This window comes from Stenotrophomonas sp. NPDC077461, assembly GCF_049545475.1.
Taxonomy (GTDB): Bacteria; Pseudomonadota; Gammaproteobacteria; order Xanthomonadales; family Xanthomonadaceae; genus Stenotrophomonas; species Stenotrophomonas nematodicola.
This window is the reverse complement of sequence record NZ_JBMWDO010000002.1, coordinates 82,078-107,030: the sequence shown is the minus strand read 5'-3', so window position 1 is coordinate 107,030 and position 24,953 is coordinate 82,078. Positions and strand designations below refer to the sequence as shown.

Annotated in this window: 21 protein-coding genes and 1 tRNA gene; 9 read left to right on the top strand and 13 right to left on the bottom strand. The window is 69.2% G+C overall.

What is annotated here, in order from left to right:
* Positions 1 to 16: 16 nt before the first annotated feature.
* Positions 17 to 1,345: a dicarboxylate/amino acid:cation symporter gene (locus tag ACPEH8_RS05070; RefSeq protein WP_017355798.1), complete on the bottom strand. Its 1,329-nt coding sequence runs from the start codon at positions 1,343 to 1,345 to the stop codon at positions 17 to 19.
* Between the two features lie 149 nt (positions 1,346 to 1,494).
* On the opposite strand from ACPEH8_RS05070, the gene ACPEH8_RS05065 reads away from it, so the two are divergent.
* Genes ACPEH8_RS05065 through ACPEH8_RS05045 form a run of 5 tightly spaced genes read left to right on the top strand, consistent with a single transcriptional unit; the run spans position 1,495 to position 6,302 of the window.
* Positions 1,495 to 3,207 carry an alkaline phosphatase gene (locus ACPEH8_RS05065; protein WP_017355797.1) on the top strand — a complete coding sequence of 571 codons (1,713 nt, stop codon included), beginning with the start codon at positions 1,495 to 1,497 and terminating at the stop codon, positions 3,205 to 3,207.
* Positions 3,207 to 3,782, top strand: coding sequence for a WG repeat-containing protein (locus ACPEH8_RS05060; RefSeq protein WP_423666216.1), 576 nt, complete (start codon positions 3,207 to 3,209; stop codon positions 3,780 to 3,782). Before ACPEH8_RS05065 ends, ACPEH8_RS05060 begins: the two co-directional genes overlap by 1 nt.
* A gap of 56 nt (positions 3,783 to 3,838) precedes the next feature.
* Positions 3,839 to 5,137 (top strand): tRNA lysidine(34) synthetase TilS, encoded by a 1,299-nt coding sequence (gene tilS, locus ACPEH8_RS05055; protein ID WP_153165200.1) that lies wholly within the window; start codon positions 3,839 to 3,841, stop codon positions 5,135 to 5,137.
* Between the two features lie 36 nt (positions 5,138 to 5,173).
* On the top strand, positions 5,174 to 5,434 hold the full coding sequence (locus ACPEH8_RS05050) for an exodeoxyribonuclease VII small subunit (protein ID WP_136003164.1): 261 nt from the start codon (positions 5,174 to 5,176) through the stop codon (positions 5,432 to 5,434).
* A complete protein-coding gene (locus ACPEH8_RS05045) occupies positions 5,424 to 6,302 on the top strand; it encodes a polyprenyl synthetase family protein (protein ID WP_017355124.1) in 879 nt (292 codons plus the stop codon). The genes ACPEH8_RS05050 and ACPEH8_RS05045 overlap by 11 nt, the downstream gene beginning before the upstream one ends.
* Before the next feature lie 109 nt (positions 6,303 to 6,411).
* Here ACPEH8_RS05045 and ACPEH8_RS05040 read toward each other — a convergent pair whose 3' ends face one another.
* Complete coding sequence (locus ACPEH8_RS05040; protein ID WP_017355123.1) at positions 6,412 to 6,795, bottom strand: DUF4870 domain-containing protein; 384 nt, start codon at positions 6,793 to 6,795, stop codon at positions 6,412 to 6,414.
* A gap of 75 nt (positions 6,796 to 6,870) precedes the next feature.
* Entirely contained in the window at positions 6,871 to 8,238 is a 1,368-nt protein-coding gene (pmbA, locus tag ACPEH8_RS05035; protein ID WP_136003162.1) for a metalloprotease PmbA, read from the bottom strand.
* A gap of 68 nt (positions 8,239 to 8,306) precedes the next feature.
* Between pmbA and yjgA the strand changes: the two genes are divergently transcribed.
* Entirely contained in the window at positions 8,307 to 8,918 is a 612-nt protein-coding gene (gene yjgA, locus ACPEH8_RS05030; RefSeq protein ID WP_136003161.1) for a ribosome biogenesis factor YjgA, read from the top strand.
* 80 nt (positions 8,919 to 8,998) lie between these two features.
* Here yjgA and tldD read toward each other — a convergent pair whose 3' ends face one another.
* From tldD to ACPEH8_RS05010, 4 genes are read right to left on the bottom strand one after another with little or no spacing between them, the layout of a single operon-like run.
* Entirely contained in the window at positions 8,999 to 10,444 is a 1,446-nt protein-coding gene (gene tldD / locus ACPEH8_RS05025; RefSeq protein WP_017355120.1) for a metalloprotease TldD, read from the bottom strand.
* A gap of 53 nt (positions 10,445 to 10,497) precedes the next feature.
* The gene (locus ACPEH8_RS05020) at positions 10,498 to 14,364 is read right to left on the bottom strand and encodes a YhdP family protein (protein WP_312710541.1); all 3,867 of its coding nucleotides are present in this window, start codon (positions 14,362 to 14,364) and stop codon (positions 10,498 to 10,500) included.
* Between the two features lie 45 nt (positions 14,365 to 14,409).
* Positions 14,410 to 15,897, bottom strand: coding sequence for a ribonuclease G (gene rng / locus ACPEH8_RS05015; RefSeq protein ID WP_136003158.1), 1,488 nt, complete (start codon positions 15,895 to 15,897; stop codon positions 14,410 to 14,412).
* Positions 15,890 to 16,498: a Maf family nucleotide pyrophosphatase gene (locus ACPEH8_RS05010; RefSeq protein WP_423666333.1), complete on the bottom strand. Its 609-nt coding sequence runs from the start codon at positions 16,496 to 16,498 to the stop codon at positions 15,890 to 15,892. The genes rng and ACPEH8_RS05010 overlap by 8 nt, the downstream gene beginning before the upstream one ends.
* Before the next feature lie 130 nt (positions 16,499 to 16,628).
* Between ACPEH8_RS05010 and ACPEH8_RS05005 the strand changes: the two genes are divergently transcribed.
* The 3 genes from ACPEH8_RS05005 (at position 16,629) to ACPEH8_RS04995 (ending at position 21,216) form a co-directional block, all read left to right on the top strand.
* Positions 16,629 to 17,363 (top strand): SIMPL domain-containing protein, encoded by a 735-nt coding sequence (locus ACPEH8_RS05005; RefSeq protein ID WP_153165203.1) that lies wholly within the window; start codon positions 16,629 to 16,631, stop codon positions 17,361 to 17,363.
* Positions 17,364 to 17,574: 211 nt separating this feature from the next.
* Positions 17,575 to 18,243 carry an energy transducer TonB gene (locus ACPEH8_RS05000; protein WP_153165204.1) on the top strand — a complete coding sequence of 223 codons (669 nt, stop codon included), beginning with the start codon at positions 17,575 to 17,577 and terminating at the stop codon, positions 18,241 to 18,243.
* 174 nt (positions 18,244 to 18,417) lie between these two features.
* A complete protein-coding gene (locus tag ACPEH8_RS04995) occupies positions 18,418 to 21,216 on the top strand; it encodes a TonB-dependent receptor (RefSeq protein WP_423666214.1) in 2,799 nt (932 codons plus the stop codon).
* A 202-nt stretch (positions 21,217 to 21,418) separates the two neighbouring features.
* On the opposite strand, the gene ACPEH8_RS04990 is transcribed toward ACPEH8_RS04995, so the two are convergent.
* The 6 genes from ACPEH8_RS04990 to lptE form a co-directional block, all read right to left on the bottom strand.
* A tRNA-Asn gene (locus ACPEH8_RS04990) sits at positions 21,419 to 21,495 on the bottom strand.
* Between the two features lie 69 nt (positions 21,496 to 21,564).
* Complete coding sequence (rlmH, locus tag ACPEH8_RS04985; RefSeq protein ID WP_136003155.1) at positions 21,565 to 22,035, bottom strand: 23S rRNA (pseudouridine(1915)-N(3))-methyltransferase RlmH; 471 nt, start codon at positions 22,033 to 22,035, stop codon at positions 21,565 to 21,567.
* An 84-nt stretch (positions 22,036 to 22,119) separates the two neighbouring features.
* Positions 22,120 to 22,554, bottom strand: a complete 435-nt coding sequence (gene rsfS / locus ACPEH8_RS04980; protein WP_136003154.1) for a ribosome silencing factor — start codon at positions 22,552 to 22,554, stop codon at positions 22,120 to 22,122.
* A 58-nt stretch (positions 22,555 to 22,612) separates the two neighbouring features.
* Complete coding sequence (gene nadD, locus ACPEH8_RS04975) at positions 22,613 to 23,278, bottom strand: nicotinate-nucleotide adenylyltransferase (RefSeq protein ID WP_423666212.1); 666 nt, start codon at positions 23,276 to 23,278, stop codon at positions 22,613 to 22,615.
* A 3-nt stretch (positions 23,279 to 23,281) separates the two neighbouring features.
* A complete protein-coding gene (holA, locus tag ACPEH8_RS04970; protein ID WP_136003152.1) occupies positions 23,282 to 24,319 on the bottom strand; it encodes a DNA polymerase III subunit delta in 1,038 nt (345 codons plus the stop codon).
* Positions 24,320 to 24,346: 27 nt separating this feature from the next.
* Positions 24,347 to 24,943, bottom strand: coding sequence for an LPS assembly lipoprotein LptE (lptE, locus tag ACPEH8_RS04965; protein WP_017356013.1), 597 nt, complete (start codon positions 24,941 to 24,943; stop codon positions 24,347 to 24,349).
* Positions 24,944 to 24,953: the final 10 nt, after the last annotated feature.

The window sequence follows — 24,953 nt, the reverse complement described above, 5'->3', positions numbered from 1 at the left end:
TCCGCACGGTGTGCGATCAGGACGGGCGTTCTTCGCCCTCGTCCACACCCAGGTTGGTCGACGGGTTGTCGTAGACCGCACGATCCAGCAACCCGGTTTCCTTGGCCACCAGGACCGGCACCAGCATCTGCCCGGTCACGTTCGTCATCGTCCGCATCATGTCCAGGATGCGATCGATCGCGTAGAGGTAGCCGATCGTCTCCAGCGGCAGGTTCGCCGCGCTCAGCACCACCGTCGCCATCACGACCGCCGTGCCCGGCACGCCCGCGGTCCCGAAGCTGCCCAGCACCGAGGCGATCAACACCACGATGTACTGCTCCGGCGTCAGCGGCACGCCCGTGTACTGGGCGATGAACACCGCGCACAGCGCCGGATAGATCGCCCCGCAGCCGTCCATCTTGATGCTCGCGCCCAGCGGCACCGCGAACGAGGCGTAGTCCTTGTTGACGCCCAGGTTGTGCGTGATCGAGCGCATCGCCGCCGGCATCGCCGCGAAACTGGACGAACTCACGAACGCCACCTGCATGCCCGGTGCAGCCCCCCGGAAGAACTTCAGCGGATTCAGACCGTGTGCCAGCAGCAGGCTCCCGTAGACCACCACGATGTGCAGCGCACAGGCCACGTACAGCGCCAGGACGAAATTGCCCAGCGGCAGCAGTTTCTCGAACCCGTAGCTGCCGACGAGCCCGGCGATCAGGCCGAACGTTCCCAGCGGCGTGATCTCCAGCACGAAGCGCGTCACCTGGATCATGATGTCGCTCAGCTGACCGGTCAGCTTGCGCGCCTCGGCCACCTTGTCGCCCAGCTTCACCATCGCAAAGCCGAGCAGGCCCGCGAAGAAGATCACCGGCAGGATCGACCCGCGCCCGGCAGCGAGCACCGTCTCACCGGCGGCATTCACCTTGGTGCCGATGCCGGTCAGCGCATAGAACACATTGGACGGCACCACGTCCATGAGCACCTTCACGATGCTCGGCACCTCCCGTGGCGTGTAGCCGTGGTCCATGCTCAGACTGAGGTTGCCGGTGCCCGGCTGCATCAGCGTGCCTACCGCCAGGCCGACGCACACCGCCAACGCCGCCGTGATGATGAACCACAGGAACGTCCGCCCGCCCAGCGCCGCCACCGACTTCTGCCCGTGCAGCGATGAAATGGCATTGATCACCGCGAAGAACACCAGCGGCACCGCAATCATCTTGATCAGCGTGACATACAGATCACCAAGCGGACCGAACCAGGTTTCCGCCGCCGGCCCAAGCAACCAGCCGGCCAGCGCACCCAGCACGAAGCCGCCCAGCACACGTTGCCAGAACGGAATCCGCAACCACGCAGAGACCAGCTTCATGAGCATTCCAGAGAGGATTTGACAGCTGGGCACGATAGCCCAAGCCGGCGCCCGGAACGAGGTGTGGACAGAAAATCAGCGTGTCATCGGCGTGCCTTGCGCCGTTCTGCATAATGAACGCCCGATTCACCTGTGAGATATGCCTGTCCATGTCCCGTTCCACGTCCCTGGTGGTGGCCATCGCCACCACGCTGCTGCTCGGCGCCTGTGCCACCCCCGCCTCCACCTCCCGCAACGGCCCGGCCGCCATCCAGGTCGATGTGCCGCCCGTGGCCCATCCTGCCGGTGAAACCCCGCAGTGGTGGTACCGCAGCGGGGCTGCCCGCGCGGCCGGCAACGGGGCCATGCAGGGGCGGGCCAGGAACGTGATCCTCTTCCTCGGTGATGGCATGAGCCTGACCACCGTCGCGGCCGCACGCATCTTCGAAGGCCAGCGCAACGGTAACCCGGGCGAAGAAAACCTGCTGTCGTGGGAGCGCTTCCCGGCCACCGCATTCAGCAAAACCTACAACACCGACTCGCAGACCCCCGACTCGGCCGGCACCATGACCGCCATCACCACCGGCGTGAAGACCCACATGGGTGCCATCGGCGTCAGCGCCGGCCAGCGCACCGACTGCGCCGACAGCCTGGACAAGGGACTGCTGACCTGGCTGCAGTTGGCCGACAGTGCCGGCATGGCCACCGGCGTGGTCTCCACCGCCCGCCTGACCCACGCCACCCCGGCGGCGACCTATGCCCATTCGCCCGAGCGCAACTGGGAAAACGATACCGACCTGCCCGAGGCCGCCAAGGCAGCCGGCTGCAAGGACATCGCCCAGCAGCTGCTGTCCACGTCGCGGTACGGACGCGGCCCGCTGGTGGCCCTCGGCGGCGGGCGCGGCGAATTCACCACCGTTGAAGAGCGCGACCCCGAGTACGACGACAAGGTCGGCCAGCGGCTGGACGGCCGCAGCCTGGTCACTGAATGGCAGCAGGCGCATCCGCAGGGCGCCTATGTCTGGAACGCCCAACAGCTGCAGGCCGCCGCCAACGCACCGGCAATCCTTGGCCTGTTCGAACCGGACCACATGCGCTATGAGATCGAGCGCAAGGACGACCCGGCCGGCGAACCGAGCCTGGCCGAGCTGACCCGGGCCGCCATCGCCAACCTGTCCCGCCACCAGGAAGGCTACGTGCTGATGGTCGAAGGCGCGCGTATCGACCACGCCAACCACAGCGGCAACGCCTACCGTGCCCTGAGCGACACCGTGGCCCTCTCCGATGCCGTGCGCGCCGCCGTCGACGCGACGTCCGACCAGGACACCCTGATCATCGTCACCGCCGACCACTCGCACACGCTGAACTTCGTCGGCTACCCGGCGCGCGGCAATCCGATCCTCGGCAAGGTCAAGGACAAGGGCGGCGAAGATGGTTCCGGTGCGCTCGACGTCGCCCGCGACGGCCTCGGCCTGCCTTACACAACGCTGAGCTATGCCAATGGTCCCGGCTACACCGGCGCCACCAACCAGCAGCCGGCCGGCCCCAAGACCTACCCGCACAACCCCAGCAGCTTCGAGGCGGCCAGCGGCCGGCCGGACCTGTCCCATGTGGATACCGAACACCCCGACTACATGCAGGAAGCACTGGTTCCGACCAAGAGCGAAACCCACGGCGGCGAAGACGTCGGCATCTGGGCGCGCGGCCCCGGCAGCAAGGCCATCCGCGGCACGATGGAGCAGAACGCCATCTATCACATGATCGTCCAGGCCACCCCGCGCCTGCGCGAGCGGCTGTGTGCGGCCGGCACCTGCGATGCCAAGGGCGTACCGGTGAACCTGCCGACGCCAGCGGCCTTCGAGCGCAAGGCCGGGGCGCCCTGATGACGGGCACCCCGCATCCGGCACGCCGCAGGCGCCACGCGCGGCGCCTGCGGCTGCGGCTGCCCGCCAGCCTGCTCGCCAGCCTGCTCGCATGCGTTGCAGCGCATGCCCAGGCGCCGGAGTGCAAGGTACTCACCCAGGAACACGGGCTGTGGATGCTGCCCGGCTGCACCCTGGAGGCAGGCAGCCCCCGCATCGAGGAACAGACGCTGGCCCAGCTCGATTACGACGACGACGGACTGGCGGTCGTGTGGGCCGGCGACAGCTTCCATTACGTCAACCGGCAGGGCCGCACCCAGGCGGTCATCACGTGGGACAACGGTCCGGACCCGCTCGCTGAAGGCCTGATGCGCGGTCGCGTCGGCGCACGCATCGGCTACTTCGATGCCCGCCTGGGGCAGGCCTTCCCGGCCACCTTCGACTTCGGCTGGCCGTTCACCGACGGCATCGCGCAGGTCTGCAACGGCTGCCGCCGCGGCCCGGCCGACGCCCAGGGCCACATCCCGATGGAGGGCGGGGAGTGGTTCCACATCGACCGCCAGGGACGCCGCGTTCCCGCTCCCGCCACGCCATGACGGGCGCACATGGCGGCGATGACCGCCAGACCCGATACTGCCGGCCTGCCTGAGCCATGCCGGACCCGATGCCGATCGACCTGCCCGTTTCTCCCGACACCCCCACTCCGGTGCTGGTCGGCTTCAGTGGAGGGCTGGATTCGACCGTCCTGCTGCACTGGCTGGCGGCGATGCCCGCACAGCGCGCGGCCGGGCTGCGCGCGCTGCACGTCCACCACGGCCTGCAGGCCGCCGCCGATGGCTGGGTCGACCACTGCCGGGCCATCTGCGCCGATTGGGAGATTCCGCTGCAGGTGATCCATGTCGATGTGGCGCGCGACAGCGGCCAGGGATTGGAAGCGGCCGCCCGCAACGCACGCCGCGACGCCTTCGCCCATGCCCTGCGCCCCGGCGAGCGCCTGGCGCTGGCCCACCATCGCGACGACCAGGCCGAGACTTTCCTGCTGCGTGCGCTGCGCGGCTCGGGCGTGGATGGGCTGGCGGCGATCCAGGCCCATGCCGGGTTCGCTGCCGGTTCGGTCTGGCGCCCGCTGCTGCAGGTGCCGCGCAGCGCCCTGCTCGACCACGCCCGCACGCACGGCCTGCACTGGATCGACGACCCCAGCAATGCGCGCGACGATGCCGACCGCAATTTCCTGCGCCTGCACGTGATGCCGCTGCTGCAGCAACGCTGGCCACAGGCCGATGCCGCGTTCGCGCGCAGCGCCGCACTGTGCGCGCAGTCGCAGCGGTTGCTGGACAGCACCGATCGCGACGCGCTGCGACGTTGCCTGATCGCCCCGGGGGTGATGTCCATCACCCCGCTGCAACGGCTGCCTGCCGAGCGCCGGGCGCGCCTGCTGCGGCGCTGGGTGCGCAACAGCGGGTTGCCGCCGCTGCCGGCCGCAGGCGTGGACGCGATCGAGCAGGACCTGCTGCCTGCCGCACCGGACGCCGATGCGCAGTTCGCCTGGCAGGGCGCACGCATCCGTCGCTGGCGCGGTGAGCTGCACCTGCTCTCCGTTACCCTGGCCCTGCCCCCGCACTGGAGCGTGCACTGGGACGGGCGGGCAGTGCTGGCGCTGCCCGACGGTGGCCAATTGGCGCTGCTCGGCGCCGCACGCCTGCCCACGCCGGTCCAGGTCCGTGCGCGGCGGGGTGGCGAACGCATCCAGTTGCCCGGCCGCACCCATTCACACGCGCTCAAAGACCTGCTGCAGCAGCGTGGACTGCCACCGTGGCAGCGCCGCCAGCTGCCGCTGCTGTTCCAGGACGACACGCTGGTTGCCGCTGGCGACCGGGTGATCGCCGCAACGCTGCAGCAGTGGCTGGATGAACACCACGCCCACCTGCAGTGGACGCCGGGCAGCGCGTGAATTGACCCCACCGGGCGCGCGCATCACACTTGCGGCATGCCCAAGAAGTCCCCCAACGAAACCTCCCCGGTCGCCCACTTCGAGCAGTCGCTGGAAGAACTCGAGCACCTGGTGGAGAAGATGGAAACCGGCGAGATGAGCCTGGAACAGTCGCTCAGCGCCTACGAACGTGGTGTGGGCCTGTACCGCCAGTGCCAGCAGGCGCTGGAACAGGCCGAACTGCGCGTGCGCCTGCTCCGCGATCCGGCCCAGCCGGACGCGGCCGACAGCTTCGATCCGCCCGGCCATGACGGTTGAGTCCACGTTCGCGCGATGGCGCGACCGCATTGAAAGCCAGCTCGACGCCAGCCTGCCTTCTCCGGAATCCTCGCCGCAGCGCCTGCACCAGGCGATGCGTTACGCCGTGCTCGGCGGTGGCAAGCGGATGCGCCCGCTGCTGGTCTACGCCAGTGGGCGGATTTTTGGCGCGGACGAACACGCGCTGGATGCGCCGGCCGCGGCGGTCGAGCTGATCCACGCCTATTCGCTGGTCCATGACGACCTGCCGGCGATGGATGACGACGCGCTGCGCCGCGGTCGCCCCACCACGCACATCGCCTTCGACGAAGCCACCGCGATCCTGGCCGGCGATGCGCTGCAGACCCGTGCCTTCGGGCTGCTTGCCGATGCCGCACTGCCGGCGCTGCTGCGCGTGCACTGCCTGCAGGCGCTGACCCATGCATCCGGCGCCGCAGGCATGTGCGGCGGCCAGGCACTCGACATCGACGCCACCGGCCATGCACAGCCGCTGGAGGCGCTGCAGCGCATGCATGCACTGAAGACCGGCGCGCTGATCCGCGCGGCCGTGCGGATGGGCGCGCTGTGCGGCGATGCACCGCAGACCGACCTGCTGCAGCTCGACGATTTCGCCAACGCGCTCGGCCTGGCGTTCCAGGTGCGCGACGATATCCTCGATGTCGAAGCCAGCTCTGAGCAGCTCGGCAAGACCGCCGGCAAGGACCAGGCACAGGAAAAATCGACGTTCCCCGCGCTGCTCGGCATGGAGGGTGCCAAGGCCGAACTGGCTGCACTCAGCGCGCGCATGCACGACAGCCTGGCCGGCTACGACGACCGCGCCGATGCATTGCGTGCCCTGGGACGGCTGGCGGTCGAGCGCAATCATTGATGTGAAGCCCGGCGATGCCTGGCCTTTCGTTACCGGGAAGAACACAAAAAAAAAACGCCCGGCAGTGCCGGGCGTTTTCCTTGGGACCGCCGCGCGTGCAGCGGGCCGCTTACTTCACCAGACGCAACGCGAACGGGTAGCGGTAGGCTTCGCCGTTGTTCGCCTTCACGGCTGCGATGATGCAGAAGACCAGATTCAGGATGCCGACCAGCGGCGCCAGCAGGCCGCCGATGATCACGATCATCAGCACGAAGCAGATCAGCATCGCGATGGTGATGGTGATCTGGAAATTCAGCGCTTCCTTGGCCTGGTCGTTGACGAATGCCTTGCTGCTGTCGTCCTTGTTGACCAGCCAGATGATCAGCGGGCCGATGAACCAGGTGAAGATGCCCAGCAGGTGCGCGGCCAGCGCCATCGTGCGCTGGTCGCTCGGCACCGGATCGGTGTGGGCCGGCGGCGGCGGCGGGGCGGTGACGTTGTCGAATTCGCTCACGTAAAGCTCCTTGTGCGGTAAGTGGGTAGTGCGCGGCAGGCTCCCCGCCTGCCAGGGCAGCTTGAATAGAATACGTCAATCATTACCGGCAACGGTCATCCGCCCGATCAGAATCGACCCCACGTGAACATGGGAGCGGCGGTCGATATCGGTGCCTACCGCTTCGATGCTCGCAAACATGTCCTTCAGGTTGCCGGCGATGGTGATCCCGTCCACCGGATAGGTGATCTCGCCGTTTTCAACGCGGAACCCGCCTGCACCGCGCGAGTAGTCGCCGGTGACGCCATTGACCCCCTGCCCCATCAGTTCGGTGACCAGCAGCCCCTCGCCCATCTGCCGCGCGATGGCAGTCAGGTCGCCCGCATTGGCGGTGACCTTGAGGTTGTGCACGCCGCCGGCATTGGCCGTGGTCGGCAGGCCCAGCTTGCGCGCCGAGTAACTGCCCAGCACGTAGCGCTGCAGGATCCCGTCGCTGACCAGCGCCGAGTCGCGGGTCGCCACCCCGTCGCCGTCGAACGCCGACGAACGCAGGCCACGGCGCAGCAGCGGCAGTTCCTCGATGCCGAACCAGTCCGGGAACAGGCGGGTGCCTGCGCTGTCGAGCAGGAAGCTGGCACGGCGGTAGAGCGCACCGCCGGAGACCGCACCCAGCAGGTGGCCGATCAGCGAGCGTGCCACCTCCGGTGCGTACAGCACCGGCATCTGCGCGGTCGCCATCGAGCGCGGCTGCAGCCGGGCCACGGTCCGCTGCGCGGCCTGGCGGCCGATCGCCGCCGCCGATTCGAGGTCCTCCCGGGCCAACGCACTGCTGTACCAGCCATCGCGCTGCATGCCGTCGCCGTGGCCGGCGATCAGCGCGCAGCCGATCGAATGGTGGCTGCTGCGCTCGCGGCCGATGAACCCGTGCGAGTTGGCGTACACCGACAGACTGGTCGCGGTGGCCGCCGAGGCGCCATCGGAATTGCTGATGCGCGGGTCGGCTTCGCGCCCGGCCGCTTCACAGGCCAGGGCCAGGTCCAGCGCCTCGTCGGCCCCCAGCGCCCACGGATGCCAGCCGTCCAGGTCGGGGAACGTGCGGGCCATCAGGGCCGCGTCGGCCAGCCCGGCCGCCGCGTCGTCCTCGGTGTGCCGGGCGATCGCGCAGGCCTGGGCCACGGTGGACTCCAGGCTGGCGTCCTGCAGGTCGGCGGTGCTGGCGCTGCCCTTGCGCTGGCCAAAGTAGACGGTCACCGCGATGCCGCGATCGCGGGTGGATTCCACCGTCTCGACCTCGCCCAGGCGCACGTTCACATCCAGCCCGCGTTCCTCGCTGCAGCTGACTTCGGCCTGGCTGGCGCCCAGGGCCCTGGCCCGCTCCAGCAGGCGCTGGGAGATGTCGGCCAGCTGCTCCAGGCGCTGCAGGCTGTCGTCGGCCGGGGAGACTTCAGGGGAGATCACGTTCAATGCTTTATCCTGTACGGGTGAGTGCCTGGCGCGACGCCGGGCACAGTTCTGGATGTGGAAATAAGACGATGCGCGGACGCGACGAAGAAACCGGTGAATTCCTTGATATCAGCCGCAGCCAGAACCGGCGCGACGCGCTGGATGTCCTGGCTCTGGGCGAAAAGCTGGTCTCGCTGACCCCGGCCCAGCTGGCCCGCGTGCCGGTGCCGGAAGACCTGCTGCCGCACATCGCCGAGGCCAAGCGCATCACCGCGCACATCGCCCACAAGCGCCAGCTGGCGTTTCTGGCCAAGCACATGCGCCGCGAGGACGACGCCGTGCTGGATGCGATCCGCGACGCGCTGGACGCCAACAGCGAGACCTCGCGCCGTGAAGTGGCCACCATGCACCGCGTGGAGGACTGGCGCGAGCGCCTGATGAAGGACGGCGACAAGGCGCTGGGCCTGCTGCTGGCCGAGTACCCGCACGCCGACCGCCAGCAGCTGCGCACGCTGGTGCGCAACGCCCAGGCCGACCGGGCCAAGAACAAGCCGCCGCGGGCCTACCGCGAGATCTACCAGGTGCTGCGCGGGCTGATGCTGCCCGCCGCGCTGGGCCTGGAAGACCTGAACGCGGCGGACGCCGCGGCCGACGCGGACGCGGACGGCGACACCGACGGCGACGATCGCGCCGACGACTGAGTCCACGCGCCCACGCGGCGGCGCCAGCAATGTGCTGGCCCGCGCGCGGTGTGGCGACAGGGACAGGCGCATCCGGCGGCTCAGGCCTGGGTGCCGCCCACGGTGATGCCATCGATCAGCAGCGACGGCTGGCCCACACCCACCGGCACGCTCTGGCCATCCTTGCCGCAGATGCCCACGCCCTCGTCCAGGGCCAGATCGTTGCCGATCATGCGCACCTTCTGCATCGTCTCCGGGCCATTGCCGATCAGGGTCGCGCCCTTCACCGGCGCGGTGATCCGCCCGTCTTCGATCAGGTAGGCCTCGGTGGCCGAGAACACGTACTTGCCGCTGGTGATGTCGACCTGGCCGCCACCGAAGTTGACCGCGTACAACCCCTTCCTGACGGACCGGATCATCTCCTCCGGATCGTGCTGCCCGGCGCGCATGTAGGTATTGGTCATGCGCGGCATGGTCATGTGCGCGAACGATTCGCGGCGGCCGTTGCCGGTCGGCGCCACGCCCATCAGGCGGGCATTGAGCGAATCCTGCATGTAACCGACGAGGATGCCGTCCTCGATCAGCGTGGTGCACTGGGTCGGGTGGCCTTCGTCGTCAATGTTCAGCGAGCCGCGGCGCCCGTCCAGGGTGCCGTCGTCAACGATGGTCACGCCCGGCGCGGCCACGCGCTCGCCGACACGCCCGGCGTAGACGCTGGTGCCCTTGCGGTTGAAATCGCCTTCCAGACCGTGGCCGACCGCCTCGTGCAGCAGCACCCCGGGCCAGCCCGGGCCGAGCACCACGGTCATCACCCCGGCCGGCGCGGGGATCGCCTCCAGGTTGACCAGCGCCTGGCGCAGCGCTTCGCGGGCGAAGGCTTCCGGGCGCCCGTCGGCGAACAGATCGGCATAGCTGTAGCGGCCGCCGCCGCCGGCATAGCCGGATTCGCGCCGGCCGTGCTGTTCCACGATCACCTGCACGTTCAGGCGCACCAGCGGCCGGATATCGGCGGCCAGCACGCCGTCGCTGCGCGCGATCAGCACGGTATCCACGCCGCCGGACAGGCTCACCATCACCTGCTGCACGCGGGGGTCTGCCGCGCGCAGGTACTGGTCCAGGCGCTTGAGCATCTCGACCTTGGCCTCGTTGCCCATGCCGTCGATCGGGTCCAGCGCCGGGTACAGGGCGCGACCGGTGCCCCGCACCAGCGATCGCGCCGACTGCGCCCCGCCCTCGCGGGAAATGGCACGTGCGGACTGTGCCGCGGCGAGCAGCGCATCGCGATGGATGTCGTCGGAATAGGCAAAACCGGTCTTCTCACCGGCGATGGCGCGTACGCCCACGCCCTGCTCGATCGAATGGGCACCGTCCTTGACGATGCCGTCTTCCACGCTCCAGCTTTCGCGCCGGGCGTGCTGGAAGTACAGGTCGCCAAAGTCGATCCCCGGCCCCAGCAGGGTGCCGAAGGTGCGTTCCAGGCCATTGGCGTCCAGCCCGGCGGGCAGGAGCAGTCGGTCGTGGGCCAGCGAGAGTGCGTTGTCGGTCATGTCATCTATCTGAGGGCGCCGGTCGCCATCGCAACCCGGGCGCGGGAAAAGGGTCAGCGCGGGGTCGGGCGGGCAGGGGCCGGGGCCGGCTTGGGCGCATCGTCGCGGTCGATCACTTCGACCTTGGGTTCGGCCCAGGGGCCGGTCACACGATAGGTTTTGGCGCCGATTTCGCCCAGCGGCTTGGACAGCACCGCGTTGGCGGCGGCGCCCACGGCGGCGCCGACCGGGCCACCGGCGACCGCGCCGACCACGGTCAGCAGGTTGCCGGCACGCGGATTCACGTCGATCGTCTGGTCGAACTGCTGGCGGCGCAGGTCCGTCTGGCCGCGGATGCTGATGTTGGCCGCCGGCCCTTCGATCAGCACCTTGTCGGTGGTGGCCATGCCGCCGGCGAATGCCAGCGTGCCTTCGACCTGGTTGAAGGCGAATCCCTTGGAGAAGAAGTCGCGGAAATCGAACATCAACCGGCGCGGCAGCTGTGTCACGCTGAGCAGGCCCAGTACGCGTCCGGCGCCGGGCTCCAGCTCCAGCAGCTGACCATTGCGGGCATGCACGTCCAGGCGCCCTTCCAGCGCGCCCAGCTGGAAGTCCGACGGACCGCCCGGCCAGCCGGCCTGCAGCTGCAGCTGGCCCTGGCCACCGCGCAGCTGGCCGCCGTAATCCAGGTTCTTCATCAAGCCCCCCAGATCCTCGCTCTTCACGTCCACCGTGAGCTGGGTACGGGCGGCCGCGCCCATGCCCATCCAGCGCCCACGGACATCGATGGCCTGCTTGGGCGAGCGGAACTGCAGCTGATCCACGCTCAGGCCATTGGCCATCGGGCGGGTCCGCAGCACCGCCTTGCCCAGCGTGGCCTTGCCGAACTGCAGGTCGTCGATGTCCAGCGACAGCGGCGGAATCCTGGCCGGGTCGGTGTCGTTGGCGCTGGCCTGCACCCGTGCCGCCAGCAGCGCGTCGCTGGGCAGCACGATCGGCGCGCCATCGCCCGGCGCCTTGACCGGCGTCGGCAGCGACTGCCAATGCACGCGGCTGAGCGTGCCGGAGATGGTGCCGCCATCGGCATTGGGGACATCCAGGCGGCCGGCCAGCGAGGGCCCGTCCAGGCGCACGTCCACGCTGTTGCCGGTGGGGCGCAGCTGCAGACGGGTCTGCTGGAACACGCCACCGGCCAGCAGCAGCTGGCCGACCTGCACATCCACATGCCGCAGCGGCATCGGGTCCTTGCCGTCGTCGCCGCCCGGCGAGCGCGCCAGGCCGATCCACTCCAGCGCATCCAGCGAGCCGCTGCGGCCATTGACCACCAGGCCGCTGGCCGGCGGCTCGCGATCGACCTGGCCACTGCCGAGGGTGACCTGCACGCCGGTCTGGTTGTTGTGCATGCGCGCGGCCAGGGCCAGGCGCTGGCCGAACGCCACATCCACCCGGCCACTGCCCATCGGCAACTGCGCTGCCACCGAGGTGGCCAGCGGCACGTCGGCCGGCTTGTCCAGCGGCGCCGGCAGCTCCAGGCGCGTGCCGACCAGGTCCGAATGCAGACGAAGCTCGGTCGGTGCCGGCGTTCTGCTGCCGGCGGCGACCTTGGGCAGGGTCACGCCGATGGTCCAGCGCGACGTTCCGTGGATATAGGGCTTGAGCCAGTTCAGCTCCGGCGCGCGGTCGAGCAGGCCGCCGGCGTCGAGCGAGGCGGTCAGTTCGGATTCGAAGGCTTTCTGGGGGTCCTGCACATAATCGCCGGCGCGCAGGCTGAGTACGCCGTCCTGGCCGAGGTGGCGCACCGACAGCAGGTTGGCGTCGAAGCCGCCGCGCCCGTAGCGCGCCTGCCCGCGCATGGCATCGAAGGCCAGCTCGAAGCGCTTGTCCGACAGACTGGCACCGTCCAGCTCGACGGTGCCCTGCAGGTGCCCACCGGGGTCGCCGTGGTGCAGCGGCTGCAGCAGGTCGAAGGTGACCGCGGCCGGTCCCTTGGCGGTGAGGTTGTCCAGGGTGTCGCCGTAAGTGGCCTGCAGCGGGCTGCGGCGCAGCATGGCCAGCAGCGCGCCGGCATCACTGCGGGTGGTCGCCTTTACGTACAGGCCGGTCTGGCCGAAATCGGCAATGCCGGCATCGAAGTGGTTCACCGCCACCCCGGCCAGGTCGCCACTGCCGTGCAGCTCGAAGCCGGGGCCGATGAAGGCGATGCCGGCGTTGACCTTGTCCATCGTCGGCCAGTCGTGCTGGAAACGGATGCTGCCGTTGTCGATGTGGCCGGTCGCCTCGAACCGTCCGTTGTTGTGGTCGAACGGCCAGTCCTCCAGGTCGCCGGTGACCAGCCCCACGCCGCCGCGTACCTGCCCGGACACCAGCGCGGCGTCGAGCCAGTCAGTGGCGCCCTTGCTCATCCTGGAATGGATCCAGAAGCGCTTGGCGGTGGTCATCGGCACGTCATCGATCTTCGCCGCCAACTGCAGCCACGGGCGCGTGCCATCGCCCTGGAACCACACCCCACCGCGCACATCGGCGGCATAGTCGGTGCCCTGCACGCGCAGTGCCGGAGTGCCGATCCGCCAGCCGCCGGCCTCGTCGCGCCAGGCGACCATGCGTCCGGCCAGACGCACGTCATGGCGCTGGCCGAAACCGGTCGGCCAGTCGAAATGCATCACCCGTGACGGCACCAGGTCCAGCGCGAACCCATCGGCGTCACCGGTAACGTGGCCGCCCACGCCGCTCAGGCCCGGGGAATGCCCGGCCGGCGCGAAGCGGATCTCATCCAGTTCACCCTCGATCGACAGCCGACCGCCCTGCTCCCCGGCCACCCGCACACGGCTCATCCGCACCTGCGGCGCGGCGGCGTGCAGCCAGCCGCGCAGACCCGGGTCGATGCGGTCGCTCAGCGCCAGGCCACGCAGCAGTGCGGTGGCATCGAGGTTGTCGCCGGACAGCGCGAACTGCTGGCCGCCGGCGATCAGCAGGCCATCCAGCTGCTGGGTCCGGCCTTCCATGCCGATCCGCAACCGCGGCGCATCCGCCCGCCAGCCCCCCTTCACCCAGCGCCAGCGGGCGCGCAGCTGCAGGGTATCCAGGGCCAGCTGCGGGCGGGTACCGTCGGCCAGCGGTGCGCCGCGCAGGCGCACGCCCTGCAGGTCGGCATCGGAGGTCACCATCACTACTTTGTTGTCGCGCAGGTCCACCCAGGCATTGAACTCACCGGTGCCCTGCTGCAGCGACACGCCACCCGCCTTGAGCAGACCGGACCAGGCGCGGAAATCCGCAGGATCAGCCGCCAGCCAGGCCTGCCCGTCGCCGTGGTGGCGGTCGAAATCCACCACGGCGGTCAGCGGCTGCGCGGCCGGGTCGGCCCAGGCGCGGGCGCCCACCCGCAGCCGCTGGCCGTTCACGCGCAGGCGCAGGTCGATGCGTGGCAGTTCGGCCTGCAGGCCGATCGACGGCGCATCCACGCTCAACCGGCCGCCGATCACCTGCAGTTCGCCGAGGCGTCGCAACGTGTCCAGTGGATCGCCGCCGCCAGCCTGCGGCAGGCCGCGCACCGACCAGCGCCCGTCGGCGGCACGCTGCAGCACCAGCGCCACGCCGCGCAGGCGCAGCTCGGTCAACGAGTGGCCCGGCAGCAGGCCGGCATACATCGACACCAGCACCTCGGCTTCGCCGATGCGCAGCCCCTCGCCGGCCCCGATGCGCAGGCCCTTGAGCTGCAGCAGCGGGCCGCGCCGGGTCCAGGCGGTGTCCAGCCCATCGAACCGGACCGGCTGACCGGCGCGCGCGCTCAGCCAGGCCGCCACTTTGTCCGGGTGCCGCTCGGCCAGGGGCAGCAGCTGACTGACGGTGCCCACCAGCACCGCCACGCAGACCAATACGATCGCCACGGCATACACAGCATGGCGGCGAATCCTTCGCAGTCGCAGTCGAAGCGGCGTACTCATCGCAACGCGTGGACGCCCGCGCCGCGCGGCGCAGGCGGATGACGGTCAGAGCAGCACGACATCGAACTGCTCCTGCAGATACTGCTCGTCGGCCTGGAAGCGGATCGACTTGCCCAGGAATTCCTCCAGCTCTGCCACCGCCGAGGATTCCTCGTCAGTGATGCGCGCCACGACCTTGGTCGAGGCGATCACCAGCAGCCGCGCGGCATCGAACTGGCGCACGGCCCGGGTGATCTCGCGGAAGATCTCGTAGGTGACCGTTTCGGCGGTCTTGATCGAGCCGCGGCCGCTGCATTCCGGGCAGGGCTCGGACAGCTGCCGCTCCAGACTTTCCACGGTGCGCTTGCGGGTCATCTCCACCAGGCCCAGTGGCGAGAACTCGTACACGGTGGTTTTGGCATGGTCGCGGGCCAGTGCCTTCTCCAGGGTGCGGAGCACCTGGCGGCGGTGCTCGGCATCGTCCATGTCGATGAAGTCGATGATGATGATGCCGCCCAGGTTGCGCAGCCGCAGCTGGCGCGCCACGGCCTGTGCCGCCTCCAGGTTGGTGCGGAACACCGTCTCCTCGAGGTTGCGCTGGCCCAGGAACGAACCGGTGTTCACATCGATGGTGGTCATCGCCTCGGTCTGGTCGATCACCAGATACCCGCCCGACTTGAGCGGCACCTGCTTGTCGAGCGCGCGACCGATCTCGTCCTCGACCCCGAACATGTCGAAGATCGGCCGGTCGCCGCTGTACAGCTCCAGCTTCTCGGCCAGCACCGGCATGTACTTGGCCACGAAGGCCTGCAGCTGGGCGAAGGTCTCCTTGGAGTCCACCTTGACCTTGTCCACGTCCTTGCGGATCAGGTCGCGCACCGAGCGCAGCGGCAGGCTCAGGTCTTCGTAGATCACGCTGCAGGGCGCGGCATCGCGGCCGCGCCGCTCGACCACGTTCCACACCCGCGACAGATAGGCCACGTCCTCGGCGATGGCTTCAGCGGGCTGGCCCTCGGCGTTGGTGCGCACGATGTAGCCGTAGCCGCCGTGCTGGGCCGACAGCTCGGTCACCAGGCTCTTCAGACGGGCCCGTTCGGCCTCGTCCTCGATCCGGGCCGAGACCCCGACCACCTTGGACTGCGGCAGCAGCACCATGTAGCGCGAGGGAATGCTGATCTGGGTGGTCAGGCGCGCCCCCTTGGTGCCGATCGGGTCCTTGACCACCTGCACCACGATGTCCTGGCCGTCACGCAGCAGTTCCACGATCGGCACCGACGACGGCGGCGGCAGCGTGGTGCCTTCGGTATCGGCGCTGGCCACCGGGGCGGGCCGGATCACATCGTTGGCGTGCAGGAACGCGGCGCGCTCCAGCCCGACCTCGACGAACGCCGCCTGCATGCCCGGCATCACCCGCTGCACCTTGCCCTTGTAGATGTTGCCGACCACGCCACGACGCCAGCCGCGCTCGATGTGCAGTTCCTGCAGCATGCCGTTCTCGATGACGGCGACGCGCGTTTCGCGCGGGGTGACATTGACCAGGATTTCTTCAGACATGGACGACACCCTCCGTTGGCGTGGTGGAAGCAGCGGGCGGAACGCCAAACGCCTGCAGCAACTGCTCGGTCTGTTGCAGGGGCAATCCCATCACACCCGAATAGCTTCCCGCCAGATGGCGGATGTATCGTTCGGCGCCGCCCTGGATGGCATAGGCGCCGGCCTTGCCCATCGGCTCGCCGCTGGCCACATAGGCTGCGATCGCGTCGTCGCCGATGTCGATGAAACTCACCTCCGACACCACCAGGACACTGTCGTGGCGCCCGGCCGCGGCCAGCGCCACCGCGGTCATCACCTGATGGGTACGCCCGGACAGGGCGCGCAGCATCGCGCGGGCATCGACGGCATCGGCCGGCTTGCCGAACACGCGGCCGTCGAGCACCACCTCGGTATCCGAGCCAAGCACCACGGCCTGCGCGTCGTCGGCGACCAGCGCCAGACCCGCGCGCGCCTTGTCGGCCGCCACGCGCTGCACGTAGTCGGTGGCCGATTCGGCGGGGCCGCGGATTTCAGGCACGTCCAGGTCCAGCGCGCGGAAGGGCCGGTCCAGGCGCGCGAGCAGCTGGTTGCGTCGGGGAGATCGGGAGGCAAGATAAAACATCGCGGAAGCATAACCTGTGGCTACTGTCTGAATCGCGAGCAACCGTGTCGAAACGTGATCGACCCCGGCAAAGCTCACGACACGTTCATCGCCCCGACACCAACCTCAACGCCTTCACAAGGAGATGTACATGCGCCGCCATTCGTTGTCCCCCCTGCTGCTTGCCCTGTCCCTTGCCCTGGGAACCTCGATGACCGCACACGCCCAGTCCCAGCCCGCCGTTGCCGTCGCAGCCGACGGCACCCTGCTCAATATCTCGGCCAACGCCGAGGCCCGGCGCGTGCCCGACGTGGCCACGCTCTCGGCCGGCGTGGTCACCCAGGCCGTCGATGGCAACACCGCCATGCGACAGAACGCCGAACAGATGGTCAAGGTGCTGGCGGCGATCAAGGCCGCCGGCATCGCCGAGCGCGACGTGCAGACCAGCGGCGTCAACCTCAGCCCGCAGTACCGCTATGCGGACAATGAAGCGCCGAAGATCACCGGCTACCAGGCCAGCAACACGGTCAGCCTGAAGGTCCGCGACATCGCCAAGCTCGGCAAGGTGCTCGATGCACTGGCCGCGCAGGGCGCCAACCAGATCAACGGCCCGCAGTTCGAGATCGACCAGCCCGAGCCGGTGTACGACGAGGCCCGCCTGGCCGCACTGAAGAAGGCCCAGGCCCGCGCCGAGACCTATGCCAAGTCGCTCGGCCTGCGCGTGCGCCGCATTGTCAGCATCTCTGAAAGCGGTGGCGGCAACTTCCGCCCGGTGATGATGCGTGCAGCCGCTGCGCCGATGGCCGCCGACGTCGCCACCCCTGTCTCGCCGGGCGAATCGACCGTCTCGGTCAACCTGGACGTGGTCTTCGACCTCGGTCGCTGAGCCTGCCGCCACGCGGTTCCCACGACGGCGCCCCAGGGCGCCGTCGTCCTGTCCGGCGCCGGTTCCTGAGCGCCAGTGAAACGGCTCCCCCGCGCATGGCTTCCGGGGCATGCCCTGCTCCGGTATTGCTGTCATTGCGCGGCCTCCTCTCAACCCCGCAGGCCGCGCTGGCACGTTGATGTTCCCGCACATCTGGCAAGGAGAGTGGAGCATGGTCCGTACGCAGCCCCCCGTGATGCCCCTGCAACTCGATGTTTCCCGCGTGCTCGGTTGGAGCACGGCGCTGGCCCTGCACGTGCTGGCCTTGATGCTGCTGCTGATTCCGGCCGCGTACGTGGCCGCGCCTGCCCAGCGCGACCGCCTGTCCGTGCGCTGGATGACCGCCACGCCCACCCCGCCGGTGCCGCCACCGGACATCGTGACCGTCGACCCGACGCCGCCGAAGCCCGCCCCGGCGGTCCCGACGCCACGGGTCGCGCCGCCGCAGGCCCCGCCGACCGCCAGCGCCGACGATCGCCTGGCCGTGCCGCCGCTGCCGGCCAGCGAGCCGGCCATGCCCTCGCTGGAGCCGTCCACCGCCGTCAGCGGCGGGCCGCCCGCGCGGGGCGTGCAACTGCAGTACCGCAGCGCGCCGCCACCGGCCTATCCGATCCAGGCCATTCGCGACGGTCAGCAGGGCACGGTGCTGCTGCGGGTCCGGGTGGGTACCGACGGCCGCCCCAGCGAGGTGACGATCGAGCGCAGCAGCGGCTCGCGCACCCTGGACAGCGCCGCCCGCCTGCAGGTACTGCGCCACTGGCGCTTCGTCCCGGCCATGCGTGACGGCCAGGCGGTGGTTGCCGACGGCCTGGTGCCGGTGGACTTCTCGCTGCCCCGATAAGTCCATACGGCGGGGCGCCTGGACGACGCCCCGCCCATCTCCCGACGGACGGCGTGGCGGGTTAAGCAATTTTTCACACTTACGTCACCTGCTGGAAACCTAGATTGGCGCCGTCGGCCGCCGTTCCGGTGCCGATCTTTCGCCATCGTAGGTTTTCCAGTCAGGAGAGAAGCTGTGAAACACCCGGTCCAACGGCTCGACAGCAGCCGCCGCAATACTCTGGCCCATTCCATTTCCACCTCCCTGACCGGCAGCATGCTGCTGCTGGCGGGCGCACTGGCCAGCTCTTCTGCCTTCGCCCAGGAGCAGGCCACCAACCTGGACCGGATCACGGTCACGGGTTCCAACATTCCGCGCACCAACACCGAGACCCCCTCCCCGGTGCAGGTGGTGACCCGCCAGGAAATCGACCGCACCGGCAAGACCACGGTGGCCGAGTACCTGCAGACGCTCACCGCCGACGGCGCCGGCTCCATCCCCAAGACCTTCGGCAACGGCTTTGCCGGCGGCGGCGCCGGCATCTCGCTGCGCGGCCTGGGCGCCGGCTCCACGCTGGTGCTGTTGAATGGCCGCCGCATGGCCACCTATGGCCTGGCCGATGACGGCCAGAAGGTCTTCACCGACCTGAGCACCATCCCGCTGGACGCGGTGGAGCGCATCGAAGTCCTCAAGGACGGCGCCTCGGCCATCTACGGGTCGGACGCCATCGCCGGCGTGGTCAACATCATCCTGCGCAGCGACTTCAACGGCGCCATCCTGCGCGCGTCCTACGGCCTGTCCGGCGACAGCGACGGCGATGCCAAGAAGGCCACGCTGACCGCCGGTACCGGCGACCTGGCCACCGATGGCTGGAACGCGTTCTTCAGCCTTGACGTGGGCAAGACCGACGCCATCAAGATCAGCGACCGCAAGAACCGCAAGTGGATCGGCACCGGCGACATCCGCCGCTGGGGCTACGATGCCGGCGATGCGCAGTTCCTCGGTGGCGCCTACCTCAGCGGCGGCACCGCCGGCGGCACCGGCCCGAACGGCTCGGTGTTCGACAGCACCGGCCATCTGGTCGCCCTGCCCGGCTGCGCCGGCCTGACCACCATTCCCGGCCAGACCGATGCCACCGCCCAGGCCCAGGGCTGCCTGTGGGATCCGGCGCAGCAGTTCCGCGACCTGACCCCCGAAGAGAAGTACGTCAACGTGTTCGGCCGTGCCAGCTTCGCCTTCGGCGAAGGCGGCGAGGTCTACACCGAGATCGGCTACTCCAAGAAGGAGACCGTGTTCTCCAATACGCCGTCCGGCGTGTCCGGCGGCTGGGGCTATCCCGGTGGCCCGGTCAATGCCAACAGCGGCCCGGGCGCCACGGTGCTCGGCCCCACCCACCCGGACAACCCGATTCCCGGCCAGGCCTCGCGCCTGCGCTACTCGGCCTGGGACGTGGGTCCGCGCGTCACCAACAACACCAACGAGTTCAACCGCTTCCTGGTCGGCGTCAAGGGCAACTGGGGTGAGTGGAGCTACGACACCGCCTACCTGCATTCGGGTACCGACCTGACCAACAAGCGCACCGGCTTCCTGCGTTACAGCGCGGTCCGCTGTGCGCTGGGCGACCCGAACTGCGCCGGCGGCGTGTGGCGCATCGGCGACAACGCCGGGCAGAACACGCAGGCGCTGTATGACTTCATCTCCCCGACCATCAGCGCCCGCGCCAAGTCCAGCCTGGACATGTTCGACTTCACCGTGTCGCGCAGCCTGATGGACCTCAAGGGCGGCCCGCTCGGCCTGGCCCTGGGTACCGAATGGCGTCGTACCAGCAACAGCCTGACCCCGCAGACCTACACCGACGTGGGCGACATCATCGGCCTGGGCTACTCGGCCTATGACGGCACCCAGAACGTGTACGCCGGCTACGTCGAACTGTCCGCACCGGTGCTGGAGCAGCTGGAACTGTCCGCCGCCGTCCGCTACGACAAGTACGAAAGCGGCGAAGGCAAGGCAACGCCGAAGCTGGGCGTGAAGTGGACCCCGGTCGACTGGGTGGCGCTGCGCGCCAGCTACGCCGAAGGCTTCCGTGCCCCCAACCCGGCTGAAAACGGTGACGGTGGCCTGGCCGCCTTCTCCAACGCCCGCGATCCGGCCCGCTGCGCCGCCAGCGGCAACGATCCGGCCGAGTGCGGCGCCCGTCAGGTCGCCATCATCACCCGTCCCAACCCGGGCCTGAAGCCGGAGGAGTCCAAGAGCTACTCGGTGGGCATCGTGCTGCAGCCGACCTCCACCACCTCGCTGACCGTCGATGCGTGGGAAATCAAGCGCACCAACGAAATCGCCCAGGGCAGCACCGCCGACGCGATCGCCGCCGGCAACGTTCTGCGCGACAGCAACAACCTCAACGGGGTGCCGAACACCGGTACGATCCTGGCCGTCAACACCGCCTACGTGAACGCCAACTCGTCGCGTGTGCGTGGTATCGACACCGACATCCGCCAGACCTTCGACCTCGGTCCGGGCCAGCTCGAGCTGGACATGCAGTGGAGCCACGTGCTCAAGTTCGAGCGCACCGAAGGCAGCAGCACGGTCGATTACGTGGGCACCCACGGCAACTGCGATGTGACCAACTGCATCGGCACGCCGCAGGACCGCATCAACTTCGGCACCACCTGGAAGCAGGGCAACTTGAGCGTGAGCGGCGTCGCCAACTACATCTCCAGCCTGGACAACAAGGATGCCCGCGGCGGTTCGTACCTGGCCTTCTACGAAGACGGTACGCCGGTCGAGAAGATCTCCTCGTTCACCACCTTCGACCTGTCCGGTCGCTGGAACGTGACCGAAGCGTTCGAACTCAACGCCTCGGTGCAGAACGTGTTCGACAGGATCGCTCCGCTGGATCCGAGCACCTACGGCGCGGTCAACTACAACCCGCTGCACTTCAGCGGCGCGGTTGGCCGTTACTTCACCGTCGGCGCCAAGTACACCTTCAACTGATCCACCGCACGTAGCGAGCAGAAAGCCCGGGCATTGCCCGGGCTTTTTGTTGGCGCCCGCGCAGAGCCGGGTCCTACCCGGCTGCTCTGCGCGCATCCGCCACCACGATCAGTGCCGCGCTGCACGGAGCCAGCCGACCCGCGGTCGGCGCTACCAGCGATGCAAAAAAAAACCTCGCATCGCTGCGAGGCTTTTCAAAACTTGGCGCCCGAAGTTGGACTCGAACCAACGACCCCCTGATTAACAGTCAAGTGCTCTAACCGGCTGAGCTATTCGGGCGGGGTGCGCATTGTAACCAGTTTTTCGCAGGATGTAACCCGTTTTTCCGCAATTCGCTCGCGCTCGATGTCACGCCCGATGATACGGGTGGTTGGCCAGCATCGCCGCGGCGCGGTACAGCTGCTCGGCCACCACCAGGCGCACCAGCATGTGCGGCAGCGTCAGCGGCCCGATCGACCAGGTTTCATCTGCCAGCGCGGACACCTCCGGCGAGTGGCCTTCCGGCCCGCCGATCAGGAACGCCATGTCCCTGCCCTGTCCGCGCCAGTGCTCAAGACGCTGTGCCAGCTGCTCGGAGCTGAGCTGGCGGCCCGGCACGTCCAATGCCACCACATAGGCATTCTTCGGCAGGGCCGCGATCACCCGCTTGCCCTCGTCCTCCGTTGCACGGCGCGCGTCGCGGCCCTTGCCACGCAATCCTGGCTCGATCTCCACCAGCTCGAACGGCAGCCAGTGCGACAGCCGTTTCTGGTACTCGGCAAAGCCCTGCGCGACCCAGGCGGGCGCGCGTTCTCCGGTGGCGATCAACCTGGCTTTCATCTCACTGCTCCTGCTGGCGGCAGGTCTGCCGCAAAAACGACAACGGCGCCCTCGGCGCCGTTGTCCCGATCCACACCTGCGGCATCAGCGCGCGGCGTAGTCGTCTTCTTCGTCCGCGTCGTCGAGCAGGCTCGGCGGCTGGTCGCCGACCGTCCACAGGCGCTCCAGCGCATAGAACTCGCGCACGCGCGGCAGCATCACGTGGACAATCACGTCGCCCAGGTCGACCAGCACCCACTCCGCTTCGCGCTCACCTTCCACGCCCAGCGGCATCACGCCCAGCTGCTTGGCGAACTTCACCACCTCATCGGCGATCGACTTCACATGGCGGCTGGACGTGCCCGACGCGATCACCATGTAATCGGCGACGCTGGACTTGCCGATCACGTCGATCTCGACGAGATCCTTGGCCTTCAGTTCTTCGGTGGCCTTGCGCACGCACTCCAGCAACTGATCGTTGGACGGTGCGGGGCTGGGCAGTTGGACCTTGATGGTCTGGGGCTGGGGTTGGTTGCTCAAAGCGGGGAGACTCGATAAATGTGGGGCCGATTATACGGGGCGATGGGCGCCCGCGTATTCACGTCCGGGATGCGCCGTACAGGCCGCGGTCGGCGATGTACCCGGCCACCGCCGGCGGCACCAGCGCCTGCCACGGCCCTCCGGCCTGGATCTGCTCGCGCACGCGGGTGGCCGACTCGGGCCGCAGCGGGGCCTCCAGCCGCAGCACGCGGCCGCCGGGCGTTTCCAGCAGGTCCTGCTCGCGTCGGGTCCAGCGCCCCTGCAAGGCCTGCGCGAGGGCCGGCGGCAGGGCCCGGTCCAGGGCGCTGCCCTGGCGATCGGCCACAATGAAGTGGGCCAGCCCGAACAGGGCCTCCCACTGGTGCCACTGCGGCAGCCCCAGCAGGCTGTCGGCGCCCACCAGCCATGCCAGCGGCCGTTGCGGCCCCAACACCTCGCGCAGTTCGCGCAACGTGTCCACGGTGTAGGACGGCACGCCAGGCAGGCGCTCGGCGCGCACCAGTTCCTGCCGGTCCAGCAGCAGTCCCGGCTCGCCGTCGATCGCCAGGGCCAACATCGTGGCGCGATCGGCCGCCAACGCGCCCGGTACGGCCCGGTGCGGCGGATCGGCCGCCGGCAGCAGGCGAACCGCCACCTGCAGCTGGTCGCGTGCCGCCCGTGCGATGGCCAGGTGGCCCAGGTGCACCGGGTCGAACGTGCCGCCGTAATAGATGCGCAGCGGCATCGGTCAGGCGCGCGCCAGCAGGCGCACGGCGCGGGCCTCGGCCACGGCCAGCAGCAGCCGCTCCAGCGCCAGCCAGGCGTCGCCGTCGGCGCGTCCCTTGGCGATGCGGTCCACCAACCCGGCCTCGGCCACAAACCGCTCCCAGCGCTTGGGCTCGGGGTGGCGCTGCAAGGCACGCTTGAAGGGCGCCTGGCGCGACTCCCAGATGCCACGGCTCTTCATTTCCGCGGCCAGGTTGCCACCCCGCGCCTGCACCCGCGCCAGCCCGGCCGTGGCCAGCAGTTCGCGGATCACGATCGGGGTCAGCGCCGCCACGGCTTCGCCTTCGCCGCGCAGGCCGGCGAGCATGCGCAGGACCGCCGCTGGCTGCCCGGAGAAGGTGGCTTCCACCAGCCGGAACACGTCATAGCGGGCGGCATCGGCCACCAGCGACTCCATCGTCTCCACGTCCAGGGTCTGGCCCTTGGCGAGCAGCGCGAGCTTGTCGATTTCCTGCGCGGCCGCCAGCAGATTGCCTTCCACCCGCTCGGCCAGCCGCTGCACGGCCGGCGGATCGGCGCGCAGGCCGTGCTGGCGCAGGCGGCGCTCGATCCAGTCGGGCAGCTCGTGGGGTTTGATCGCCCAGGCCACGGACAGCACGCCGACGCGGCCCACCGCCTCGGCCCACTTGCCCTGGTGGGCCTTGCTCCAGTCATTGCAGGTGATCAGCAGGATCACGTCCGGCGCGGGGTTGGCACAGAACTGGCTGATCACTTCCGCGCCGTCCTTGCCCGGCTTGCCGCTGGGCAGGCGCAGCTCCACCAGGCGCCTGGCACTGAACAGGCTCGGCGCATTGAACGTCGCATCGAGCTGGTTCCAGTCGAAATCGCGGCCGTCGGCGTCAAACACCTCACGTTCGCTGATGCCGTCCCGCCGCGCACGGGCGCGTACCGCATCAGCCGCCTCCAGCACACGCAGGGTTTCCGGCCCGGCAATCAGATACACCGGCAGCAGGGCCTGGCTGGCCGGCTGGCTGGCAAGCTGTTCGGGGCGCAGTTCCATGCCGGTGCCCGGTCCGTGCGGACCGGGTCAGTTGCCCTGCGGCGGATCGACCGGCTGGGCCGGCGTCGCCGCCGGTTCACCCGGCTTGGCCGACAGTCGGCCGTGTTCCATCTCGGCACGCACCACGCTGTCGATGCGGCGCAGGATCGACGCGGACATCTCCCGGCGCAGTTCATCGGCGAGGATCTCGCGCTCGGTGGTCGTACCGGTGGCGTCGGTGGGCGGCGACACGTAGTCGCGCGACAGTTCGATCACCTGCTGCGGCACCAGCACGCTGCCGTCTTCGCGGCGGAACACGAAAATCACCGCGTAGCGCAGGCTGTATTCCTGGGCGCGGCCCTGCGCGTCGATGGCGATCGGCAGGTCGCCCCAACGCTCGGACACCACCTGCAGCTGTGCCACCGGCACACCGTCGGTGCTGTCATCGACACTGTCGGCATCGGCGACCACCGCGCCGGAAGACTGCAGCCCGCGACGGAGCAGCTTGGCCAGCTCGCTGTACGGGGCAGTGGAAACCACCTTCACCGCCGCCGCATCGGCCGGCAGCATCAGCTTGTTGCGCAGATGGAAGCCACAGCCGGCAAGGGTGGTGGTCAGAACGAGGGCAAGCAGGAATCGGGTCATGGGCACAGTC